Here is a 21,301-nt window from a genome sequence, read left to right on the forward strand (position 1 = left end):
ATTTATTATATTTAATATCAACTAGGTTTTTTAAACCTAAATGCAATGGCAGAATTCATTAAAATATACGAAGAGAACCCTAACCCTAAAGAAATTAAAAGGGTAGTGGCGGTATTGCGTAAAGGTGGCTTGGTTATTTATCCAACCGATACGGTTTACGGTTTAGGTTGTGACATTACAAATACCAAGGCATTAGAGAAAATTGCTCGTATAAAAGGTATAAAATTAGCGAAAGCAAATTGGTCTTTTATATGTACAGATCTTAGTAATCTTTCAGATTATGTTAGGCAAATTGATACTGCTACATTCAAAATATTGAAAAGAGCTTTACCAGGGCCTTATACGTTCATTTTACCAGGTAATAATAATCTACCGAAAGAATTTAAAAAGAAGAAAACCGTTGGTATTCGCGTGCCAGATAATAGTATTGTTAAAGCTTTGGTTGAAGAATTAGGTAACCCTATTGTTTCAACTTCTATTCATGATGAAGATGATGTATTGGAGTATACTACCGATCCAGAATTAATTTATGAGAAATGGGATAATCTTGTTGATGTTGTTATAGATGGTGGTTACGGCGGCAATGTTGGTTCTACGATTATAGACGTTTCTACAGGCGGATTACCAGAAGTTATTCGTGAGGGTAAAGGAAGTTTAGATATTATATAGATAGTCTCTTACCTAAATTATAAGCATAAAAAAAGCGGCTCAATTGAGCCGCTTTAATTTTATATACTAATCATGTATTATTTGTTGATTGCAGGATCTTTCATTCCTTCTTCAATCATGCTGTAGAACTGATCAATTTTTGGAAGAACAACGATACGAGTTCTTCTATTTTTAGATTTTTCAGTTGTAGAAATTGGAACATATTCTGACCTACCTGCGGCAGTCATACGCTTAGGGTCTACATTGAAATCATTTTGAAGTATACGTACAACAGCAGTAGCACGTTTAACACTTAAATCCCAGTTGTCTAATAAAGAACCGTTACCTCTATAAGGTACGTTGTCTGTGTGACCTTCTACTAAGAATTCAAAATCAGGCTTGTTGTTTACAACTTTAGCAACTTTACCTAATACTTCTTTAGCTCTGCTTGTAACATTGTAGCTACCGCTGCTAAATAATAATTTGTCTGAAATAGAAACGAAAACAACACCTTTTTCAACGCTAATTTCGATATCCTCATCATCCAAGTTTCCTAAAACACCTTTTAAGCTCTGTACCAAAGAAAGGTTTACAGAATCTCTACGTGTAATAGCATCATTTAACTTACGAATAGTTAAATCTTTTTCTTGTAAGCTCTCTAATGACTTCTCTAAGTTTTCAGCACCTTTGGTAGTCAAAGTTGTTAAGTTACCCATGTTGTTGATTAACTCTTGGTTGTTTGCCTTTAAAAACGAATTCTGATCTTCTAAAGTTTGAAGTCTAGATGAAGCAGTTGCTTTTTCTTCTAAACAATCATTTAATTTTACTGTCGCTGAATTCAATAAATCTTGTGCACTTTTGTGCTTAGCTTCAAGATCTGCATACTTTTTTGAAGATACACAAGATGAAAGTAAAAGCGTTACTGCAAGACATCCTAATAATACTTTTTTCATAATTCTATTCTATTATACTAATTTAGTGGTTTACTCAATTTTTCGCATCTAAGCGACTTCAAAATTATATAATTACAAAGTTACTTATATGACATGTTAGTTAATCTTTTACTAAAATGTTAAAATTGCTTATCCTATGTACGAAGTAAGACCATACTATGGACTTCGTAGCGTAATATTTTCTGAGAAATTGGGTTTTTTCTCTCTTTTTATACATTTTCCTAAACTGTCTGTAAAAGCTTAAATGCGCCCTAAAAATAGCGAAAAAGTGTTTAAATCTTAACTGGAAAAGAAATCGTATTGCCGCTATACCATCTAAGAGTAATCTTAAGAAAATAATTACAAAAGCTTTTCTTCTAGGAAGGTTTTTGGTGATAGAGAATAATGTGTTTCTGAAATTGAGATAAGTTTTTTTCGGGTTCATATTACTAAGTGTAGAACCGCCTAAGTGATAAACACTAGATGTGCCTACATAAAATATTTTATAACCATGGTTTTTTGCACGCCAGCATAAATCTACTTCTTCTTGATGGGCGAAGTAATCTTCATCGAAGCCTTTTAATTCATGAAATACTTCTTTTTTGATGAACATACAGGCTCCGGTAGCCCAAAATATTTCTCTTATGTCATCGTATTGACCTTCATCTTTTTCTAAGGTCTGAAAAACTCTGCCTCTACAGAACGGATACCCTAGTTGGTCAATGAAACCACCAGCGGCACCAGCATATTCAAAATGATCTTTTTTAAGTAGATCTAAAATCTTGGGTTGTATAATAGCAGCTTCAGGTACATTAGTAAATGTCTCTATAATAGGAGTAAGCCAATTAGGGGAAACTTCTACATCTGAGTTTAAAAGACAATATATATCCGCGTCAACATATTTTAATGCATCATTATAGCCTTTTGTAAAGCCTCCGTTTATGGTATTTTGAATAATTTTAACTGTTGGATAGTTGGCTTTGATAAATGCAACAGAGCCATCTGTTGAAGCGTTGTCTGCTACGTATATATCTGCATCAGGAGAATCATTGATAACAGAGGGCAAGTACCTTTCTAAAAGCACTTCACCATTCCAGTTTAATATGACTACGGCTATCTTCAAAACGATCGCAAATTAACGGCTAAAATCAGGAATCTCTTGCATAAATACATATTTTTCCGCAACAAAGTCTGTTTGGCAGTAATAATGAGAGAGTCCGTTCGTGACCATTAAGTAAGTAGCATTCAATTTAAAATTGTATTGAGCTATTTGATCAAAGGTCATTTGAGATATTGAAACTTCGGGTGCTTTGCATTCTACTAGTATAAGAAGTTCACCATTTGGTTTAAATACGACCACATCATATCTTTTCTTTAAACCGTTAAGTGTTATTTGCTTTTCAACGTTGATATGACTCAAAGGATATTTCTTTTCTTGTATAAGAAACTGAACTACATGTTGCCGAACCCACTCTTCGGGAGTAAGCACTAAAAATTTTTTACGTATAACGTCAAAGATCAAGGTTCTATTTTCGCTATTTTTGATCCTGAAAGTGTGGCTAGGGAAATTTAGTGGCTGCATTATACAAAGTTGATGATTTTTTCTGAATGGATGAAGCCGTACAAATAGTCAATGCAATTAAGAAAGGGCAGATCAGCCCTATTTATTTCCTCTATGGGGAAGAAGCTTATTTTATTGATAAAATTTCTGATTATATAGGTGCCAATGTGTTGACCGAAGAAGAGAAGGGTTTCAACCAAATGGTGCTTTATGGTCGCGATGTTTCTATTGAAGATATTGTAGGTAATGCAAAACGCTACCCGATGATGGCCGAACGTCAAGTCGTTATAGTAAAAGAGGCACAACACCTTTCACGTACTATAGAGAATCTTTGTTCGTATGCTGAGAATCCACAGCAATCTACCGTACTTGTTATTTGTTATAAATACAAGAAGTTAGATAAGCGTAAAAAGCTACACAAGATTATTAAAAAGAACGGTGTAGTTTTTGAGAGTAAAAAATTATATGAGAACCAGGTTAGCGATTGGCTAAGAAAGCATTTGGTAAGCCGAGGATACACCATATCTCACAAAGCTGCTTTATTGCTGGTAGAATATTTGGGTACCGATTTAGGTAAGATTAGCAAAGAACTTGATAAGCTAAAATTAGTTCTTCCCAAACAGACAGAGATAAACCCTCAGCATATTGAAGAGCATATTGGTATCAGTAAAGATTATAATAATTTTGAGTTGAAAAGGGCTATTGGTGATAGAGACATCGTGAAAGCGACTAAAATTATCAATTACTTTGCTCAGAACCCGAAAGACAATCCATTTATATTAACGATTACCTTATTACATTCATTTTTCACACAGTTGTTACAGTATCACGGACTTTCTGATCATTCGCCTAAAAGTGTAGCTAGTGCATTACGTATTAACCCTTACTTTGTAAGTGAAATACAAACTGCGGCACGTAATTACCCAATGAAGAAAGTAAGTGGAATCATTTCTAGTCTTCGTGAAATGGATTTAAAAGGAAAAGGAGTAGGGGCAACGCCAATGAAGGAAGCCGATTTACTTAAAGAACTACTTTATAAAATAGTATAGCGATTACTTTTTGTCGATTCCGAATTTACCGGGACCTACTAATGATATAGTTATAAAAGCTACTAAATAAAACAATGCCTTTTCTTTTGTACTGAAATCATCGGCACCATGAGCAACAAATGCCGCAACTGCCATTGTAATAGCTGCAGGTATTGCTGCCAAACGCGATTTAAAACCTATAATGATTAAAATAGGGCAAATGAACTCGCCTATTACAGCTAAAAATAATGAAGGGGCTGCACCAATACCAAAAGGATCAGCAAATTGGAAATCACCAGCAATAAGCTTTTGAAATTTAGGAAGACCATGGGTTAACATCATGGCTGAAATTGCTATTCTAAAAAAAGCTAGACCAATATCTTTTAATAAAGTGTTTTTCATGAATACTCATTATATTCCTTAAAAGTATCGATTTTTTTTTGTTTTTTCAGATATGTTGATGTTCGTATAGTGTCAAATGACTTATTTTTTTAAATGAAATATTCGTGTCGCTTAGTTTTCAGTAGTTTGAGAGGTATCTAACTTTTAATAAATTATATAAATATTTTTGAGCAAGAAATTAGAGCCTAAAAAAATCCCAATTTACATGGGATTTTTCTTACTTAAAAGTGTCGTAATTAGCGTAATTTTGGATAGTCATTAGGATTGACTTCATGCATTATCGCATATACCTTTTCAAAAATATCTTCTCTATTTGGTTTAGAAAAATAATCGCCATCAGTACCGTAAGCAGGTCTATGTGCTTTTGCACTTAAGGTTTGTGGTGAACTGTCTAAATACTCAAATGCACCTTGTTTTTCTAAAATTTCGTTTAAAAGATATGCAGAACATCCGCCAGGTACATCTTCATCTATTACTAATAAACGGTTTGTCTTTTTAACACTTTCTAATACTTCCATTTCAATATCAAATGGTAATAACGTTTGCGCATCTATTACTTCGGCATCAATACCAACCTCAATTAATTCTTTGGCTGCTTTTTCAACGATACGCAATGTTGATCCATAAGAGACCAAAGTAATATCGCAACCTTCTTTTATGGTTTCAACTCTACCGATGGGAGTACAAAACTCACCAAGATTTTTAGGTTTCTTTTCCTTTAATCTATATCCGTTTAAACTTTCTATAACCAATGCAGGTTCATCACTCTTTAAAAGTGTGTTGTAAAAACCGGCAGCTTGTGTCATGTTTCTTGGAGCCAAAATATACATTCCTCTCAATAAATGTATTAATCCGCCCATTTCTGATCCCGAATGCCAAATACCTTCTAGTCTGTGACCTCTTGTTCTAATGATTAACGGTGCTTTTTGCTTACCAGCTGTTCTATATAGTAATGTGGCTAAATCATCTGTAAGAGTAGATAGCGCGTAAAATATATAATCTAAGTATTGAATTTCGGCAATTGGTCTAAGACCTCTTAACGCCATACCTATTCCTTGACCAATTATAGTTGTTTCGCGTATACCGGTATCTGCAACTCGTATTTTACCATATTTTTCTTGCATACCCTCAAGACCTTGGTTTACATCACCAATGGCACCTGTATCTTCTCCAAAAATTAGGGTGTTAGGATATTTTTCAAATAACTTGTCAAAATTGTCTCTAAGAATAACTCTACCATCTACCTGCTCTTCATCGTCATTGTATATTGGGGTAATGGCAGTAATGTTTGTCGCTTTATTGTCATTCTCACTATAAAGATACGAGCTGAATTTATTCTGAGATTCTTTTAGAAAAGTAGAAGTCCATTGAATTAAATCTTGCTTTTCTTGCGTATTTTCTCCTAGTAAATAACGTAAAGATTTTCTTGCTGAAATTGCCAAATCTTTTCTAAGTGGCTCTTCAACTGCAATTAAATCATTCTTTAATTTATTTAGGAAATTCTTGTTGGCACTTTTAGAAGCTGCTTTTTCTATTATGTTGATTAAAACAGACTTCTCAGTTAGGTTGTCTTTCAAATACTCATCCCAAGCTTGTTTTTTAGCTTCTCTAACGCTACGCTTAATTCTTTTTTCAATAGATTCTAATTCTTCTGAAGTAGCAATGCCAGAATCTAAAATCCATTCTTTAAAACGTTTATTACAATCATGGTCACGTTCCCATTCTAAACGCTTATTGTCTTTATAGCGCTCATGTGAGCCAGAAGTAGAGTGACCTTGAGGCTGCGTTAATTCGTTTACATGAATTAATACCGGTACATGTTCTTGTCTTGCAATGTCTGCCGCATTTTCATAGGCATGCATTAATGCAGTATAGTCCCAACCTTTTACTCTTAAGATTTCATATCCTTTTTCGGTTTCAGTTCTTTGAAAACCTGAAAGAATTTCTGAAATATTTTCTTTTGTAGTGTGAAATTTTGCGGGTACCGAGATGCCATATTCATCATCCCAAATACTTATTACCATGGGTACTTGTAGAACACCTGCTGCATTTATAGTTTCAAAAAACATGCCTTCACTAGTACTAGCATTACCAATGGTGCCCCATGCAATTTCGTTTCCGTCTACCGAAAACTTGGCGCTATCTAAACCTTTTTGATTTCTATATACCTTAGATGCTTGGGCCAATCCTAAAAGACGTGGCATTTGCCCTGCAGTACATGAAATATCTCCACTACTGTTTTTTTGTTTTGTTAAATCTTTCCAACTGCCATCTGCATTTAAACTATGCGTTAAAAAGTGACCTCCCATTTGCCTACCGGCACTCATTGGTTCTTTTTCTATATCAGTTGTAGCGTATAATGCGTGAAAGAATTCTTTAGGTTGCAAAAGACCTAATGCCATCATGAATGTTTGGTCTCTGTAGTAACCACTTCTAAAATCACCATTTTTAAAAGAACGGGCCATTGCTAATTGTGGTAGCTCTTTTCCGTCTCCAAAGATGCCGAACTTTGCTTTACCGGTAAGGACTTCTTTTCTTCCCAATAAGCTACAGGTTCTGCTTAAAAAAGCGACTTCATAGTCATTGATAATTTGTTCTTTGAAATCTTCAAAAGAAATGTCATTACTGGTTTTAGAAGAAACATCCATGTATTATACGTGTTTATACAAAATTACCGAATCAAGTACTTTTTAGCAACGCTGTAGCCAGTTAATTTATTCCATATTTTTCAACAAATTTGATATTTTATTGAAAATATCTGAATTTAAGCTATTAGAAATACTATCCGTATTAAGATTTGATAGTTTAAAACCATTTTCTTGTGAATAGTCCTGTGAGGGTTTTTGGACTAACGGTAATAATAAATCTAATTCTCTCGCCGTAGTTAGGCTGAGAAATTTCCCAACCATTATTGGAGTGTAAGGGTAGGTAGAGTTCGAAGTAGTCGGTTACTAGATTTAAACGTACACCAGAATCATAAACAAACTTACCATCAAGCCCTTTATTTTTTACCAAACCGGCATCTCCGTATAATTCAATCCATTTCCACACATTAAAACTACCGTTGACGGTCGCCATCCAATCATTGGAGAATCTGTAACGCTGGTCTAAGAAGGATTTAAATCCGCCTTCGGCGATAATAATTTGCTGACTGTAAATACCCGAATCTTCTGAGCGTCCTAAATATCCGTAATCAAAAAGATAATCTGTTGGGCGGTCAAGGGCAAAGCTGAAGAAATCTGTCTCTGTATTGTTGCTAAGAAATTTACCCGCAAAAAATCGAAGATTTAATTGCCTGTTGTTTTCAAATAGTTTTCGATATTCATATTCAAACGATAACTTACTAAAACTGCCTGCTAATTGAAAATCTGCAAACCAGGAATTATAATCTAATATGCCATTATTTCTACTGGTATATCGTGCGTTAAATACACTGTAATCAGGGTTTTCGGGGTCATTCGCTAAACTTAAAAGTGCAGGGTCAAAATCTCTAAAAATGTTTACATATCTGAAGGATAAAAACTCTCTTTTGTTCGATAATAAATCTGCTGGTCTAAAACCAAAGCTTACCGAGGGAGTTATAGATGAATACCTAGAGTTTTCATTAAAGTGAGAGGTGCCGGCACCTATATTATATTGCGCAACATATAACCCGCTTTTACTGAGGTATTTTCTATAACTGAACTTTCCAGATCCTACGAATGCTTTTTCTTTAAAAGAGTAAGAGGGTGAGAAGTCATATACAAATGGTCTTTCCAGTAAGGTTTTGTTATACAAACGCATACCTGGGGTCCAACCATCATAAACATTAAAACTTAAAACAGGAACATAGAATACTTGATTGTAATATGGGTTTTCGGCATCTTTAAAGAAGGTGAACTTTAATTTTTTGTTACTTGATAAAAATCCTTTTAAAGATTTCCAATTGTCACGTTGATTGAATTCTGGTATTTTTTGATCATAATTTAACACCAGTCTATCCTCTTCTTTATTAGGTATAGAGAAGGTTTCTTCTAACTCAATATCTTTGAACCAATATTCAGAAACTACCGAATCTTTTTTAAGTCCGAATACAGAAATGGGCACATTGGTACCTTCTTTATTTTTTATGGTTACATGTAATGAATCTGTTTTTTTCTTTACTTTTTTAATTTTAAAGTCAATTTTACGATCTGTAGAAACATAATCTTTAAAAAACCAATTGATATCTTGTTCGGTAGAACGTTTTAAAATCGATTCAAAATCATGAACCTTTACCGTGTTTAGTTGATAGTATTCAAAAAATGTCTTAATACTTTGGTCTACATGATCTTTGCCAATGTAATCAGCTAAATATGCCAAGCCTAAACCAGCCTTATACTTATTTGCTATTTTCTGATTAAATTTTATAAGCGAATCGTTTGACGTTTGAAGTGCTTGATCTAAATTTTTTCGGGCAGTTAGATTATATAAAAAAGAATACTGATCATTAAAATCCATCTTTGCCAATTCAAAACTTCTAAAGCCCCATATTTTAGAAAGTTTACCCATTAATTTTTGGTCTGGGTAGTATTGCTCTATATACGCTATCATTAAATAATTGGCAATAGCGCTATTTAACCATTGTTCTTTACGAGGGTTTAAGAACATAGTTTCCCTTAATATACTATTGATTGACGTTTTTAAGAATTTCATTTCAAATTGAAATTGTTCTTGATAAGGCCGTATAAATGAGGGTAGTTGATTTATGCCATAAAGTGGGTCTTTATTATAATCGAGTTCACTAACCAATATTTTTTCATGAGGATAGTCGCCAAGGTTGGTATGAATGAAATTAGCGACTTTATTTATTGATAGACCTTGACCAATTGGGCTATATCTAGGTGCGCTAAAATCTGTCAAAAAAGTCATGTACGGTGTTCTATGCGTATAGAATTTTTTTTGTGTATTCAGAATAATTTCTCCGCCACGCTGTAAGTTTCCTTTTAATTTGGCAAATTGTCCGTTTGGGAATGATGATTCATTATCTACATCAAAGTTTGAAGCAAGGTATAAGCTATCTGGATATTTGAAATTAATGGTGGTATTAGTTTCGTTCATATAAAGATCCTCAAGATTTTTATTTGAATATAAATGCCATTTACCATCATATACAGCCGGTGTTAAATACCAATCTTTTAGGTAGTAATCACCTCTGCTACCGTAGCCATAAGGAGTGTATTTATTTGGTGGTAATTTCACCTTATAGGTGATGAAAATTTTTGTTGATGTATTTGGCAATAATAAATCGTCTAACGTGACTTTTAAAATATCTTTACCTTCTGTTCTGCTCCATTCTAGTCCGTTGTAAGAATCATCGACAACACTAATAATAGTGGTTTTCCCTCGTTCATCCGCTTTTGCTAAATGAAGCGATTTTTTAAATTCTTGGGCAAATCTCTTCGCTAGTCCTGTGTTTTTATCTGAATAGGCATTTGCCCAATCATTAAAATAAATGACACCTAAGTTGTAGTTAGACTTGTTGTAATAGGTGAATTCTTGACGAATATCCAATTCATTGGTATACTCGTTTAGGCTAACGGTAAGTTCTGTTTCATACTGTGCATAGCAAGTAGCTACATTGGTAACTAATGTTACTATGCACAAGCAGAAAAGTAATTTTAAATTGTGTGTCAAGGTCTGAATTAAAAATTAGGACTCATGCTGTGCCCTTTATAAAATGAATCTATAATTTCAACAACCTCTTCTTCTGTATCTACTATTTTAATAAGATTTAAATCTTCAGGACTAATAGTTCCCATTTTAAGCATAGTGCCTTTTACCCAATCCATAAGTCCGGTCCAGAATTCACTACCCACTAAAATAATAGGGAATTTCCCTATTTTATGCGTTTGTATTAATGTAATGGCTTCAAAAAGCTCATCTAATGTTCCAAATCCGCCGGGCATAACCACAAAACCTTGAGAGTATTTTACGAACATTACCTTTCTTACGAAGAAGTAATCGAAATCTAAACTCTTGTCATTATCGATATACGGATTGTCATGTTGCTCAAAAGGTAAGTCGATATTTAAACCTACAGATGTACCACCGGCAAGGTTTGCACCTCTATTTCCAGCTTCCATAATACCTGGTCCACCACCGGTAATAACTCCGTAACCTGCTTCTGCAATAGATTTCGCAATTGATACTGCTAGTTTGTAATATGGGTCTTCTTCTTTTGTTCTGGCAGAACCAAAAATAGATACACATGGTCCAATTTTACTCATACGTTCAAAACCATTTACAAACTCGCCCATTATTTTAAAAATAGCCCAAGAGTCATTGGTCTTTATTTCGTTCCAGCCTTTATGATGTTTTTCTGATCTCATTCTTTATTTTATATTCTATTTAGAAAGATTATTATTTTAATTCTCTCTTTAAAAACTTTGCGGTGTAGCTTTTCTTGTCTTTTGCGACTTGCTCTGGTGTGCCTTTTGCTACTAACTGCCCTCCTGAGCGTCCACCTTCGTAACCAATATCAATGATATAATCTACCATTTTAATTACATCCATATTATGCTCAATAACCAATACGGTATTTCCTTTGTCTGCTAAAGTATTCAAAACTTCCATTAATACCCTAATATCTTCAAAATGAAGTCCGGTTGTAGGCTCATCTAAAATATAGAACGTATTGCCCGTATCTCTCTTGGAAAGCTCGGTCGCCAGCTTTATTCTTTGTGCCTCACCACCAGAAAGGGTAGTAGACTGCTGCCCCAGTGAAATATAACCCAAGCCAACATCTTGTATGGTCTTTAACTTACGATGTATTTTAGGAATAAGTTCAAAAAATGACACAGCTTCGTTAATGGTCATTTCTAAAACATCTGAAATGGACTTGCCTTTATAGCGTATTTCTAGTGTTTCTCTATTAAATCTTTTACCGTTACATGTTTCACATTCTACATAAACATCTGGCAAGAAATTCATTTCTATAACTCGTAATCCTCCTCCTTGACAAGTTTCACAACGCCCGCCTTTTACATTAAAACTAAATCTACCAGGTTTATAGCCTCGAATAGAAGCTTCTGTAGTCTTTGCGAACAACGAACGTATTTCGCTGAAAACACCAGTGTAGGTTGCCGGGTTTGATCTTGGTGTTCTACCAATAGGCGATTGGTTGATATCTATAACTTTATCTATATGTTCTAACCCCGTAATTTTCTTATATGGCATCGGTATTTTAACACCATTGAAATAATGGGCGTTCATTATAGGATAAAGTGTTTCGTTGATTAAAGTCGATTTACCACTACCGGATACTCCTGTTACACCGATCATTTTTCCCAGAGGAAATTTGACGGTCAAATTTTTTAAGTTATTTCCTGTACAACCAGATAATACTATTTCTTTGCCATTACCAGGTCTTCTCTTTTTAGGTACTTCAATCTCCTTTACACCGGTCATATAATCGGCAGTAAGGGTATGAACATTTTTCAATTCTTCGGGCGTGCCTTGAGATATAATCTCGCCACCGTTTTTACCTGCTTTCGGGCCAATATCAATTACATGATCAGCTCTTTCTATCATATCTCGGTCATGTTCAACTACGATAACAGAATTACCAATGTCGCGTAATGACTCTAATGATTTAATCAATCGTTCATTATCTCGTTGGTGTAGTCCGATACTTGGCTCATCTAGAATATAAAGTACACCCACCAATTGCGATCCAATTTGGGTAGCTAATCTTATACGTTGTGCTTCACCACCAGATAACGATTTAGAGCTTCTGTTCAATGATAAATAATCCAGACCTACATCTAGTAGAAATTGTATTCTTGTACTTATCTCTTTTATGATTTCTTCAGCGATCTTCAACTGATTACCAGTAAGCTTTTTGTCTAAACCATTAAAGAAAGTTGATAATTCTACAATATCTAAATTAGCTAATTCTGCAATATTTTTATCTTCTATTTTAAAGTATAGCGATTCTTTTCTAAGACGGAAACCTGTACATGACGGACACGTAATTCTGTCCATATATTCTTTAGCCCATCTTTTAATTGAAGTGGAAGCAGCTTCTTCAAATTGATTTTTTATGAAATTAGAAATTCCTTCATAATCAATTTTATAAGTGCGTTTTACACCTAAAGTTTTTGAGTCTACTACGAAACTTTCTTTCCCACCATTTAAAAGAATGTCAATAGCTTCAGCTGGAATAGAATCTATAGGATCTGTTATTTGAAAATTATAGCGTTCAGCAATAGTCTCGATCTGTTTAAATGCCCAAGATTTTTTATAATCTCCTAATGGTGCTATTCCACCGCCTTTAATAGATAGTTTTTTATTAGGGAATATCTTCTTTTCATTTACTTCGTACACATGGCCTAAACCACTGCAATAAAGACACATGCCCTTTGGTGAATTAAATGAAAATGTATTTGGCTCAGGGGTAGGATAGGAGATGCCCGTTGAAGGGCACATTAAATCTCTACTAAAATATCTCGGTAGATCGGTACCTTCTTCTAAAACCATTAATACATTGTCGCCACTATACATGGCTGTATTAATAGTTTCTGATAAACGTTTATGAAAATCTTCGCTTTCAACAACTTTCAATCGGTCAATGACAATCTCTATATCATGAACCTTATAACGATCCACTTTCATGCCTTTGACGATATCCTTTACTTCACCATCAACCCGAACCTTTACGAAACCTTGCTTCGCAATTTGTTCAAATAGTTCTCGATAGTGCCCTTTTCTAGATTTAATTACCGGTGCAAGTATGTTTATCTTCTTTCCGTTATATGATTCAATGATCAAGTTTTTAATTTGCTCATCGCTATAACTAACCATTTTTTCGCCTGTATTGTAACTATGTGCATCTGCTGCACGGGCAAAAAGTAGTCTTAAGAAATCATATATTTCGGTAATAGTGCCAACGGTAGATCTTGGCGATTTAGAGGTCGTCTTTTGTTCTATAGCGATTACAGGAGATAGACCATCAATTTTATCAACATCTGGTCGTTCTAAGCCTCCCAAAAATTGTCTGGCATATGCAGAGAAGGTTTCTATATAGCGTCTTTGCCCTTCAGCATAAATAGTGTCAAAAGCCAACGAAGATTTGCCACTACCAGATAAGCCGGTTATAACAACCAGTTTGTCTCGGGGAATGGTAACATCTATATTCTTAAGATTATGAACGCGTGCGCCCTTAACTTCTATATTTTCTTCAAAATTAATCATGTATTCATAGCAAAGTTGCAAAAGTACGATTTTGAGTGCTAATTACATACGTTCTTATATTCTTTGAAAAGGCTGGATATCTTAAATTATTGATGCAATCGCGAAATAGAGGTTTAATAATATTTTTAGCTGATGAATAATTAAGGCAACGGAAATAAAGGTGCCGCTCAGTTTGTTTTATTCATGCATTACAAATAATGGTACCGAAGTTTGATGGCTTAGTTCTTCAACCGAGTTGTTAAAGAAAATCTGCTGAAACAAGTTTAAATTTTTTGCAACCATTGTCAGCATTTCAATTTTATTTTCAGTGATATAATCTAATATTGAGTCTCTAACATTTTTACCTAGAATATGATTAAAGCTATGGTTGTCAATAAATAGCTCTTTTAAATAATCGTTTAGATAGGCTTGGTTGATTAATTGCGAATTTGAAAAATTAGGTTTTGTCTGGGTTACATGAATGACATCTAATTTTGCATTTGAAATTTCAAGTATTTCTGTAATTGAGTTTAAAATAGGGTAGGTGTAGAACAGGTTGAAATCTGTCGGAAAGGCAACTTTATTAGGTGCCTTTGCAATAGCATTTTCAGGTATTACTAATACGTTACAAACTACTTTGGTTATTACATTGCCCGTATTGGTGCCTAAAAATGAGGTCTTCAAACCTGTGGCTCCTTTAGTACCCATTACTATTATATCAATTTTTTTGGATTCAACCGTTTTTTTAATATGGTCAATTAAATTGCCATACTCTTCTAGTGCAATAAATTGATGTAGTTGGTTAGCGTATAAACTTGATATTTTTTTTAAAAGTACTTGTAATTTTTCTTTAGCTGTGATTCTATTTGGTCTAGTCATCACCAATAATGAATTACCTTGAATATCTGAATTACTCAATTCATCAACGTGTAGTATGTAAAATATGCACTGTTCATTAGTGAACAGATTTACTGCATATTCAAGCGCATTCCATGAGTTGCTAGAAAAATTTGTGGGAATTAAAATATGTTTCATTCAATCGACTTACTACGCAAAAGTAAATCGTTATTGAAACGTGATAAATGATAAATATCAGATATCGTCTAATTTACATATTGTAATGCTTTAAGTTCTAAGATTTGAATATTTCTACCTTCAACGGCAATAAGACCTTCTTTTTTAAAGCCAGATAATGTACGTATTAAACTTTCTGTAGCTATACCTGCAACACTGGCAAGGTCGTTACGCGAAATTCTAATGGGCTCATCTGATTTGGTATTCATAATATCTGCAAATTGTAGGATAGTTTGCGCTGTTTTTCTACGTACAGAACTATATGCCATTTGTAATAACTGTGCCTTAATATTAGAGATATTCGCAGATAAAAGCTCCATGAGTTCTAATGAAATTGTCTTGTTCTCGTTCAATATTTCTTTTAGGCTTTCTTTTGAAATACCTGCGAGTTCAACATCTTCAAGAGCAGTTGAAGATTCTTGATAAGGAACATTGTTTAGGAAAGAAGTAAAACCTAAAAAGTCATCTGCTTTAGCTAAAGAAGTTATTAATTCTTTTCCGTCGGGATCCATATTATAACACTTCACAAGCCCCTTTAAAACAAGGTAAATTTTGTTAGAGCGTGAACTTTCTTCATATATTTTTTCACCTTGTTTAATATGTATAATCTCACCATTATCATCAAAGAAGTTTTTAAGTTCATGAATGGTTCTCATTTCATTTTCTGAAACACCGTGTTCTTTTGATGTTTCATCTTGCATGCGAACTAGTAGTTCGGCCTTGGCCAACCTACTTTCTACGGCACTCATTAGATCTTCTTCTTCAAAGGGTTTGGTTAGATAGTCATCTGCACCTAAATCCATTCCTTTTCTAATTTCTTTATGCTCTGTTTTTGCAGATAGAAAAATAAACGGTATTTGTTTTGTCTTTTCATTGTTCGATAAATTTTCCAAAACCCCATAACCATCAACCTCTGGCATCATAATATCACAGATAATTAAGTCTGGTAAATTTTCTATGGCCGCCTCAATACCAATTCTTCCGTTTGATGCAGTAATTACACTATAATCTGATAATTCTAAAAGCTCTTCAGTATTCTCGCGTAAGGCTTTGTCGTCCTCAATCAATAAAATTCTTTTCATCTTTTAGTTGGTTGTTAATTTTGGGATATGTAGTGTGAAGGTTGATCCAATACTTTCTGTACTTGAAAATTCAAGACTTCCACCTAAGTTCTCAATATGCTGTTTTGCAATATTTAACCCTATTCCAGTTCCTTGTGTCAATAATGCGTTCTCTGCTCTAAAATAACGATTAAATACATGTTTTTGCTCTTCTTCTGGTATTCCAATGCCTTCATCTATAACTTTAATGGCGTAACCGGTATCGTTAATTTCAACCTTAATGTCAATTGTAGAATCTTCTGGAGAATATTTGATAGCATTATGTATCAAATTTGACAACGCCAATTCTAAGGTTTTTTCATCAAATTTAATATTTAGCTCGTCTATGTTTTCTGGGTAACTTATTTGTTGTCCAGATTTAAGTAACATGTTAGAGTTATATACTACTTCATTTACAGTTTTACTCAATGGAAATTCTTCAACTTTATAATTCACCTTACCAGATTCTAAACGCTCCACAGATAGAAAATCGTTAAGAATGGTATCTAAATATTTTACTTTGTTCTTAATTGTGGTTACGTGCTTATCTCTTTTAGGCTGTTGTTCCGTTTCTTTATATTTACCCAGTAAGGTTATTGAGGTTAATATACTACTAAGCGGGGTTTTGAATTCGTGTGATACTAATGATAAAAAACGTGTTTTAAGTTCGTTAAGCTCTTTCTCAACAGCTAACGCTTCTGTAAGTTGGTGGGTACGTTCTTCTACTATTTTTTCTAAATTTTCTGTGTAATTTTTTCTTTCTGTAATATCCAGAATAAAGGCAACAAAAACTTTTTGGTCAAGTAAATTCGATAATTGTAGATGTACTTCAACTGGGTATGTGGTGCCATCTTTTCTGCCATGTCTGGTTTCAAACTTAACCTTGGCAGTTTCATCTTTTAATAATGGTGTTATTAAATCTTCGAATTGAGAAATATTCATTTCAGGCTTAAGATCAACCGGAGTCATAGAGTACAACTCTTCAAATGAATACCCAATATTTCTTTGTGCCTCTTTGTTAATATTTAAAAACTTATAGGTTTCTGCATCAAAAACAAAGATTTCATTCAGCGATTCATCAAAAATACGTGCCCAATGACTTAATTCTTCTTCTCTATTCTTGCGTTCGGTAATGTTGATAACCAATGCCATAACATATGTGGAACCGTAGAATTCAAACGGATTCAAACCTGCCTCAACAGGAAATTCTTTGCCATCTTTACAGATGCCGTGTAAATTTCTACCATGACCCATTTGACGTTTACCACTTTTAGCAATAAAATCATCTACGTGTGCATCATGACCTGCATGATATCTTTTGGGTATAAGAATATCTAATGGCTTACCAATTAATTCATCTTTTTCATAGCCAAACATTTGTTGAGAAGATGTATTTGTGGCTACAATAATTTGATCGGCATTGACAACGATAATACCTTCAGAAACACCTTCTGATAATAAATTGAATATGTCACTGTTGTCTTGAAAATCCTGCATATATCAAATATATCAATTACTACTGATTTTTGTCATATTAAAACAACATCCAACTTTATATTTTTACTTAGAATTCTACTAAAGCTGGATAAGATGGAAAATACTGCGAAAACTATGAACGGTCTTTATGAAAATTTAGGCAAGTTGTTCTATGCCGTTGCCATGAGCGATGGCACTGTGCATAACAATGAATGGGAAAAGGTTAAGGAGTATGTAAAGGAAGATTGGTTGTATATAGATGATTTTACCGATAGTTACGGTACCGATGCCGCAAACCAAATAGAAATTGTGTTTGATGTGCTAATGGAGTCTTCAATAACTAGTGAGGAATGTTTTAATGATTTTAAGGAATTTTATAAAATACATCCTCATGCATTTTCTGATAAAATAAAAACCTTGACCAAAAAGACGGCCAAGGCTATTGCAAGTTCATTCTCAGGCAACAATAAATCTGAGTTGATATTATTGGCTAAAATTGATTTATTATTAAATTAAGCTTGTTTCATTAATTTCTTTATATCATTATCTGCATAAATTTTCTGAACCATTTCGCTATATAGATTGGTAAATTTATCTTCGTTAATCAGGTTGCCAAATAACGATTCTTGTCTAATAAAGGCTAATGGGTCAGTTTCTGTTTTGCTTGCTGCTTCATGCAGTTGTTCTTGCATGGCATCAATGATTTCAATAGCGTTTCCATTTTTATCAATTCCCTTGTCACTGTAATAGCACCATGCCGCAATAACTAAAGTTGCGTAGGTAATGCTTCCACCATTCGCTATATTATCTTGAATGGTAGCAATTAAGAATTTCGGCAATTTTGCAGAACTCTCAGAGCAGATTCGGCTTACGCTATCTTTAATATTAGGGTTCGCAAAACGTTCTTGTAAACTGTCTTTGTATGCCGTTAAATCTATACCTTCTAGCTGATCTAAAACCGGAGTAGCTTCTTGATCCATGAACGCTCTTAAATAGGTTACGAATACCTCGTCTTCCATACAGGCATTTATTGTAGGGTGACCATGAATAGCCCCTAAAAGCCCAAGTACAGAATGACCTGCATTTAATAAACGAAGTTTCATTTTTTCATACGGCTTAACATCTGGTACAAACTGTACGCCAACTTTTTCAAATTCTGGTCTGCCGTTAGAAAAATTATCTTCAATTACCCATTGAATAAAAGGCTCACATGTTACAGGCCATTCGTCTTTTAAACCATATGTGCTCTCTAAATATTCAATGTCCGAAGGTGTGGTGACAGGTGTAATACGATCTACCATGCTATTTGGAAAACAGACTTCCTTTTCGATATATGCAGCCAGTTCTTTATCTTGTCTGTTTGCGAAAGCAAGTAGCATCTTTCTGGTAACATCACCATTGTGTTCAATGTTGTCACAAGACATTACAGTAAAAGGAGATAAGCTTGACGCTCTTCTTTTCTTAATGGCAGCAGTTAAAAATCCGTAAATGGTTCTAGGGCTGTTCGGATGTTGTAATTCGTGCTGTACATCTGTATTTTCAAAATCAAATTCACCCGTTGACGAATTAAAATTATAGCCGCCCTCTGTAATGGTCAAGGAAACTATTTTTGTGTCAGGATGAACCATTTGGTCAATTACCAAATCGGGAGTGTCATGACCAAGTTTAAAATCGATAATAGAACCTATTACTTGTGAATCTATTTTTCCATCAGGATGCTTTATAATGAGTGTGTAAAGTCCGTCTTGTTTTTGAAGAACATCATGAATTTTTTGATCTCCTTTTCTTAGACCAATACCACAAATTCCCCAATCAGATACACCTTCTTTTTCTTGTAAGAGGTGCGTGTAATATGCTTCGTGTGCTCTATGAAAACCACCAACACCAACATGCACAATTCCTGCCTTTAGAGATTTTCTATCAAATGTAGGAATTGGAATTTGCTTGCTTAACGTTGCTAAATTCTCTTTGTTCAGCATGATTTCTTTATTCATTTTTAGCTTTGTTTATTGATTTTACACGTAATAATGCCCAGTATGCAGTAACGAAATAAGTAATCGTACAAATAAATGCATACGTATAAAATAGTTCTCTATTGTTGATGTAGCTATTCTCATTTGCACTGTCGAATAAAACAATACCTGCCAAGATCAACGTAATTATAAGGGCAACAAGAGATACCAACTTCAAAATCTTTGAGAATACGGTAGTATCTTTCTTTGGTGTTGTTTCTAATTTGCTTTTTTCTTCTTGAAAAGCCACAATTTTCTCATTGCGTATTCTTTCTTGTTCTTCCGCCTCAGGATATTTCTCTTTTGCTCCGTAACGTCCGGCTAACAAAGTATAAACTCCGATAGTGAAAATCCATGTTGGAATAAACAAATAGAAGAAAGACATTACATTAAAAGCATTTAGTCCAAAACCGAAAACCAATCCTAATCCCCATGAAACAATAGCGGGTGTACTAAACGTTAAATTTCGGTATTGAGACCAATAACGTGTGTATCCGATTCTTGGGAATATCTGATGCTCTGCAAATACAATTGCACCAACGGGTACTACCAATAAACCTGCGTAGGTTAATAGTGGTAAAATCTGTGAAAATACAAATGGGAAACAGGCTATGGCAATAGTGATTAAACCAACAACAATAGTTGTCTTTTTACGTGAATGATTATAGAAAATGGCTTGTGCCGCTAAGCCAGCTCTGTATAAATTAGTAATTGCTGTTGTCCAACCTGCTACGATTACGATTACGAAACCAGACCAACCTAACGCGTAAAATGCAACATCGCCCGGATCAAGTTCAACTATTGTTTTGCCTATTATTACAGCAGCACCAGCTCCCATAATACCTGCAGCAATCCATGCAACATAATGTCCGAACATCATACCTGTACTCGTCGCTAGAGCGTAAGATTTCTTTTTGGCAAAACGTAATAACGCCATATCGATCAAACCAAAATGTGTTATTGAATTTGCCGCCCATGCAAAACCTATGACTTCTATAAGACCAATGCCGGGTTCGCCGGCACTATCAACTCCTGTCCATATAGATTGATCTCCTAGCGATATTAAATCGTTCCATCCGTTAGGTAATGTTGTTCCTAAAACATCTAAAGAAAGAGCAGGTAGTAAAACCATTGCGCCACTGGTGAACATCACGAATAACCACGGGGCACATATGCCTGAAAATTCTGATACAGCATTAAATCCGTATAACGCAATTGATACGACAACAACACCAACTAAGAATACAATGAGCACAAACCACAAATTTGTGGGGTACCAGTTTAATTGTGCGGGTATATCGAAAGCAAATCGAACGGCAGTTGAAGAAACCGTAATCATGGCCGCCGATATTACAGAGAAAATAATGACGTTAGCCCAATTATAAAGCTTGGTCATAGAATCTCCTGCAATTTTATTTAAGTAAGTATATAAACTTAATCTTGTTTCTACAGCAATAGGCGAAGTAATAAGTGTCCAGCTCAGTACTGCTAAGATATTACCGATCAATAGACCAAGAATAATGTCCATTGTTTTTGCGCCAAGAGCTACAAACGTTGCTCCGATCACAAACTCTGTGGCTGCTACATGTTCTGCAGCATACAAACCTGCAAAATGTGTCCAATCATGTAGCTTATGTTTTGCAACAGGTAATTGTTCTTCGTTTAAATTTTCAAACGTGGAGTAGTCTTTGTTTACTGACATAAGTTGAGTTGGTAGTTAGGTTATTAATTAAAAATAAAGTTGAGTGCTGTTTAAAAGCCTTTACGTATTTGTTGGTTTTTAAACAGGCTTGCAATGTATTTAATTTTGTTAAGAACCTTTTACTAAAACTTGTTAATCTTCAAATTCTTTACCTAAGCCAATTAATTAAGCTTT

General features: G+C 34.3%; 16 protein-coding genes. 3 read left to right on the forward strand and 13 right to left on the reverse strand.

Annotation, left to right across the window (positions count from 1 at the left end):
- The first annotated feature begins 45 nt into the window (after positions 1 to 45).
- Positions 46 to 669, forward strand: a complete 624-nt coding sequence (locus Q0871_RS16455; RefSeq protein ID WP_299325591.1) for an L-threonylcarbamoyladenylate synthase — start codon at positions 46 to 48, stop codon at positions 667 to 669.
- 77 nt (positions 670 to 746) lie between these two features.
- On the opposite strand, the gene Q0871_RS16460 is transcribed toward Q0871_RS16455, so the two are convergent.
- The 3 genes from Q0871_RS16460 to Q0871_RS16470 form a co-directional block, all read right to left on the reverse strand.
- Entirely contained in the window at positions 747 to 1,601 is an 855-nt protein-coding gene (locus Q0871_RS16460; RefSeq protein WP_073246774.1) for an OmpA family protein, read from the reverse strand.
- 100 nt (positions 1,602 to 1,701) lie between these two features.
- Positions 1,702 to 2,703 carry a glycosyltransferase family 2 protein gene (locus Q0871_RS16465; protein WP_299325595.1) on the reverse strand — a complete coding sequence of 334 codons (1,002 nt, stop codon included), beginning with the start codon at positions 2,701 to 2,703 and terminating at the stop codon, positions 1,702 to 1,704.
- A gap of 12 nt (positions 2,704 to 2,715) precedes the next feature.
- Positions 2,716 to 3,162, reverse strand: a complete 447-nt coding sequence (locus tag Q0871_RS16470; protein WP_299325597.1) for a type I restriction enzyme HsdR N-terminal domain-containing protein — start codon at positions 3,160 to 3,162, stop codon at positions 2,716 to 2,718.
- Between the two features lie 26 nt (positions 3,163 to 3,188).
- On the opposite strand from Q0871_RS16470, the gene holA reads away from it, so the two are divergent.
- Complete coding sequence (gene holA / locus Q0871_RS16475) at positions 3,189 to 4,190, forward strand: DNA polymerase III subunit delta (RefSeq protein ID WP_299325600.1); 1,002 nt, start codon at positions 3,189 to 3,191, stop codon at positions 4,188 to 4,190.
- Positions 4,191 to 4,193: 3 nt separating this feature from the next.
- Here holA and Q0871_RS16480 read toward each other — a convergent pair whose 3' ends face one another.
- The 8 genes from Q0871_RS16480 to Q0871_RS16515 form a co-directional block, all read right to left on the reverse strand.
- Positions 4,194 to 4,571: a DoxX family protein gene (locus Q0871_RS16480; RefSeq protein WP_299325602.1), complete on the reverse strand. Its 378-nt coding sequence runs from the start codon at positions 4,569 to 4,571 to the stop codon at positions 4,194 to 4,196.
- Between the two features lie 236 nt (positions 4,572 to 4,807).
- Positions 4,808 to 7,219 (reverse strand): thiamine pyrophosphate-dependent enzyme, encoded by a 2,412-nt coding sequence (locus tag Q0871_RS16485; RefSeq protein WP_299325604.1) that lies wholly within the window; start codon positions 7,217 to 7,219, stop codon positions 4,808 to 4,810.
- Positions 7,220 to 7,376: 157 nt separating this feature from the next.
- Entirely contained in the window at positions 7,377 to 10,196 is a 2,820-nt protein-coding gene (locus tag Q0871_RS16490; protein WP_299325606.1) for a metalloprotease, read from the reverse strand.
- 38 nt (positions 10,197 to 10,234) lie between these two features.
- Positions 10,235 to 10,921 (reverse strand): TIGR00730 family Rossman fold protein, encoded by a 687-nt coding sequence (locus Q0871_RS16495; protein ID WP_068482968.1) that lies wholly within the window; start codon positions 10,919 to 10,921, stop codon positions 10,235 to 10,237.
- A 31-nt stretch (positions 10,922 to 10,952) separates the two neighbouring features.
- On the reverse strand, positions 10,953 to 13,784 hold the full coding sequence (gene uvrA, locus Q0871_RS16500; RefSeq protein ID WP_299325610.1) for an excinuclease ABC subunit UvrA: 2,832 nt from the start codon (positions 13,782 to 13,784) through the stop codon (positions 10,953 to 10,955).
- A gap of 177 nt (positions 13,785 to 13,961) precedes the next feature.
- On the reverse strand, positions 13,962 to 14,798 hold the full coding sequence (locus tag Q0871_RS16505) for a universal stress protein (protein WP_299325612.1): 837 nt from the start codon (positions 14,796 to 14,798) through the stop codon (positions 13,962 to 13,964).
- Positions 14,799 to 14,866: 68 nt separating this feature from the next.
- A complete protein-coding gene (locus tag Q0871_RS16510) occupies positions 14,867 to 15,919 on the reverse strand; it encodes a response regulator (protein WP_299325614.1) in 1,053 nt (350 codons plus the stop codon).
- A 3-nt stretch (positions 15,920 to 15,922) separates the two neighbouring features.
- Positions 15,923 to 17,434 carry a PAS domain-containing sensor histidine kinase gene (locus Q0871_RS16515; protein WP_299325616.1) on the reverse strand — a complete coding sequence of 504 codons (1,512 nt, stop codon included), beginning with the start codon at positions 17,432 to 17,434 and terminating at the stop codon, positions 15,923 to 15,925.
- Between the two features lie 93 nt (positions 17,435 to 17,527).
- On the opposite strand from Q0871_RS16515, the gene Q0871_RS16520 reads away from it, so the two are divergent.
- Positions 17,528 to 17,929, forward strand: coding sequence for a hypothetical protein (locus tag Q0871_RS16520; protein ID WP_299325618.1), 402 nt, complete (start codon positions 17,528 to 17,530; stop codon positions 17,927 to 17,929).
- On the opposite strand, the gene Q0871_RS16525 is transcribed toward Q0871_RS16520, so the two are convergent.
- Together Q0871_RS16525 and Q0871_RS16530 are read right to left on the reverse strand one after the other, a co-directional pair.
- On the reverse strand, positions 17,926 to 19,407 hold the full coding sequence (locus Q0871_RS16525; RefSeq protein WP_299325620.1) for a mannitol dehydrogenase family protein: 1,482 nt from the start codon (positions 19,405 to 19,407) through the stop codon (positions 17,926 to 17,928). The genes Q0871_RS16520 and Q0871_RS16525 overlap by 4 nt on opposite strands.
- Positions 19,400 to 21,127, reverse strand: a complete 1,728-nt coding sequence (locus Q0871_RS16530; protein ID WP_299325621.1) for a hypothetical protein — start codon at positions 21,125 to 21,127, stop codon at positions 19,400 to 19,402. The genes Q0871_RS16525 and Q0871_RS16530 overlap by 8 nt, the downstream gene beginning before the upstream one ends.
- Between the last annotated feature and the right edge of the window lie 174 nt (positions 21,128 to 21,301).

The sequence above is a fragment of the uncultured Maribacter sp. genome (assembly GCF_947500985.1).
Taxonomy (GTDB): Bacteria; Bacteroidota; Bacteroidia; order Flavobacteriales; family Flavobacteriaceae; genus Maribacter.